Raw genomic sequence first — 2793 nt, 5'->3', positions numbered from 1 at the left:
CCCTTGAATTAAATTCAATACAGACTTATTTTGAGCCGTTATCCCACAGTGCCACTCCATTACCAACGTTTGATTATACGGTATCGGACAGTAGTCAACAAGCCAAAACTGACTGGGATGTTGTTGAACGTAGATTGAATTATATGGATGTGGCCAATAAATTAGCTGAAGTGGCGAATGCACCAAGAATCCTGGCTAGTGGTAGGACATTTTACCGTGCAGTGTGCCGCTATTTTTTAGGCGATCCATCGGTAATGAGGTTCCCATTTAAAGATTTAAAAAAAATATTCATTCAAAGCTATAATAATATTAAAAAAATGAATGGAGAATCTATTTTAAACTCAGTTAAAAACGCAGGATTAAACCCTACCACAAGAGTGAATGCAATAAGTGTTAGTCTTGCTACCAGTCAGTTGTTAACCGCTGGATTGCAAGCAGGTGTTACTTATATCCAATATCAGGAAAACTTAAAAAAATTAGAAGATAATTCAATTGGTGAAACAATACGCTATGAAATTAAGCGTGATGTACAGTTTGGTTTTTATAAAGTTGTGGCGGGATTCACAAATGCCATAAATGAATTGCTTAAATTTGCTGATTTAACGCTGAGTCAAGCTGTCAGAACATTTATTACCAACCGGGCAAGTTTAAGCACGTTAGTTAATGGTGTATTTAAAATCTCAGCTGGTGCTGTGGGTGTTATGGGCATAATTAGCAGTGTGATTTCCATTTCTGAAGGATGCTTCCTTTTTGCTAAAGGAATGCAAAAAAGTGGTGCTGTTGGTACAGCTTTATGTATCGCTGGTGGTTTACAGGTTATATCGGGGATTGCTAACTTAGCACAATCGATAGGCTTAATGTTATCTATATCTATATTCACCGGGCCTATTGGCGTCGCGATTTTTGTGTTCGCATTGGTGGCACAACTTGTCATAGCGATTATCCAAAAAATATTTAAAGATGAATCAGACGATTGGGATAAAATGCAAATCTGGTTTAATAACTGCTTGTTTGGCACCAAATCATCAGATAAAGGCATCGCTTATGCTGCGACCTTTGATAGTATGGCACTGGAAATTAATGACTTTATGGCTGCTTTGATTAATCTACATGCAGTAATACAGTTAGAAAAGCAGCCGATTTATTACTTAGAACAAATGCGAACATATAAGAATTCTCAAAAAGATTATGACCAAATAGGTCACCCAGAAAGGGCTGCAGATGTTGCACACTTATGTCGGGAAATTTATATCTCATTTATTTTACCAAATTATGATGAAAAACAAAGTGAATATGAAGGTATGTTAAGGTTTTTTGATAGAAATAATCAAGAAACCGTTGCTTTAAAAATTACAAAAGGTAAGGAATTTCCAATTTTGGAGTTTGTCAACGGTTCACCAGAAGATTTATTGATAAAACGTCAAGAACCTTTGAAACCGGCTGATTTGCCTACAACGTTAGTTCCAAGCAAAGTAGGAAGAATTGAGTTATATAAAAAAGCAACTGATTCAAAAAATAATGAATTGAATTATTTTCAAGTTTTTTATAAAGTGGGCGAATTTTATTATGTAGGTATTGAAGAGATTTATTTACAATTAAATTATTGGCCAAAAGGTCAAACGTCGCAAAATAGTCAAAATAAAATTGTTGACAACCAACCATTGATGATTTATTACACTTATAAAAATCATCACTCCCCTGTGAACGGTTTTTAAGATATAGGAAAATATATAATGAAAAAAAATGTCCAATTAACAATTCTAATACTTGTGTCCAGTCTTCTTTTTGGTTGTGATACCTATAATAAAGAGGAGTTCAAAAAATTAACTCAAAACGTTTATGATAGAGTACAAGCTAAAACTAAAATCAAAGGAAATTTCTGTTATTATTTGGGCTCTGTGAACTTTCCTTATACAGATATTCCTCCTTCCAATGAGGATAGTCAATGGGATGGTTGGAATAAAGAGGATTTAGCAAATACCTTACCCTTATTTGCAGAAATAGGCTTATTAACTCGTCAGCCCGTTGAAAGTGAGGAAAGACTCTACCATTATGATTTGACTGAGTTGGGGCAAGAATATTTATATTCTTTTTTTAACAAAACACCAAGTGGAGACACAATTTATAATAATGCTTTTTGCTATGGCCCAATAAAAGTGATTAAAGTCAGAGATGTGAGCGAAAAAACGTATGAACATGGTAGGTATAGTAATAATGAAACATTAGTGTCTGTTAATATTGATTATCAAGTAGTTAATACGCCTGAATGGGTAATTAACAATCAAGATAAACTCAAAGCGTTATATGGTTCACATTACGTATTCTTGCCAAATGTTACTTACCCAGAAACGCAACTGTATATAAAAGGTAAAGATGGAAAATTATATTTAGAATCATGGTCTTATCTTCTTATGAAGCCTTCTGGAAAGTTATTAACTGATAAAGAATAAATGATGAAAAAAATTATCCAATTAACAATCCTAATACTTGTGTCCAGTCTTCTTTTGGGTTGTGATACCTATGATAAAGATGAGTTCAAAAAATCAGCTCAAAATATGTATGATGGAGTTCAAACTGACCTCAAAATCAAAGGAAATTTCTGTTATTATTTGGGTTCTGTGAAATTTCCTTATACCGACGAGCCAGTATTAGCAGATGATATTCAGTGGGTAATTTGGAATAAAGGAAAATTATCTAGATCATTACCATTATTTGCAGAAATAGGCTTATTAACTCGTCAGCCCGTTGACGGTAAAGAGGGACTTTATCATTATGATTTGACCGAGTTGGGGC

At 33.9% G+C, this 2793-nt stretch carries 3 protein-coding genes; all 3 read left to right on the top strand.

Translation table 11 applies throughout. The features are described from left to right. Positions 1-1715, top strand: a 1715-nt coding sequence (locus H3S73_RS13465) for a hypothetical protein (RefSeq protein WP_198248916.1), incomplete at its 5' end; no start/stop codon positions are given. An 18-nt stretch (positions 1716-1733) separates the two neighbouring features. Beyond that, the gene (locus tag H3S73_RS13460) at positions 1734-2450 is read left to right on the top strand and encodes a hypothetical protein (RefSeq protein WP_198236969.1); all 717 of its coding nucleotides are present in this window, start codon (positions 1734-1736) and stop codon (positions 2448-2450) included. Positions 2451-2453: 3 nt separating this feature from the next. Then, the coding region (locus H3S73_RS13455; protein ID WP_198248915.1) for a hypothetical protein at positions 2454-2793 on the top strand (340 nt) is incomplete at its 3' end.

It is taken from the genome of Gilliamella sp. B14384G12 (assembly GCF_016101825.1).
Lineage (GTDB): Bacteria > Pseudomonadota > Gammaproteobacteria > Enterobacterales > Orbaceae > Gilliamella > Gilliamella apicola_N.
The sequence above is the reverse complement of the archived record's forward strand: the minus strand, read 5'-3'. Positions and strand labels throughout refer to the sequence as shown.

Bases quoted from the DNA above. Each gene is read 5' to 3' on its own strand.
- H3S73_RS13460 (WP_198236969.1), top strand. From the start codon at position 1,734: ATGAAAAAAAATGTCCAATTAACAATTCTAATACTTGTGTCCAGTCTT.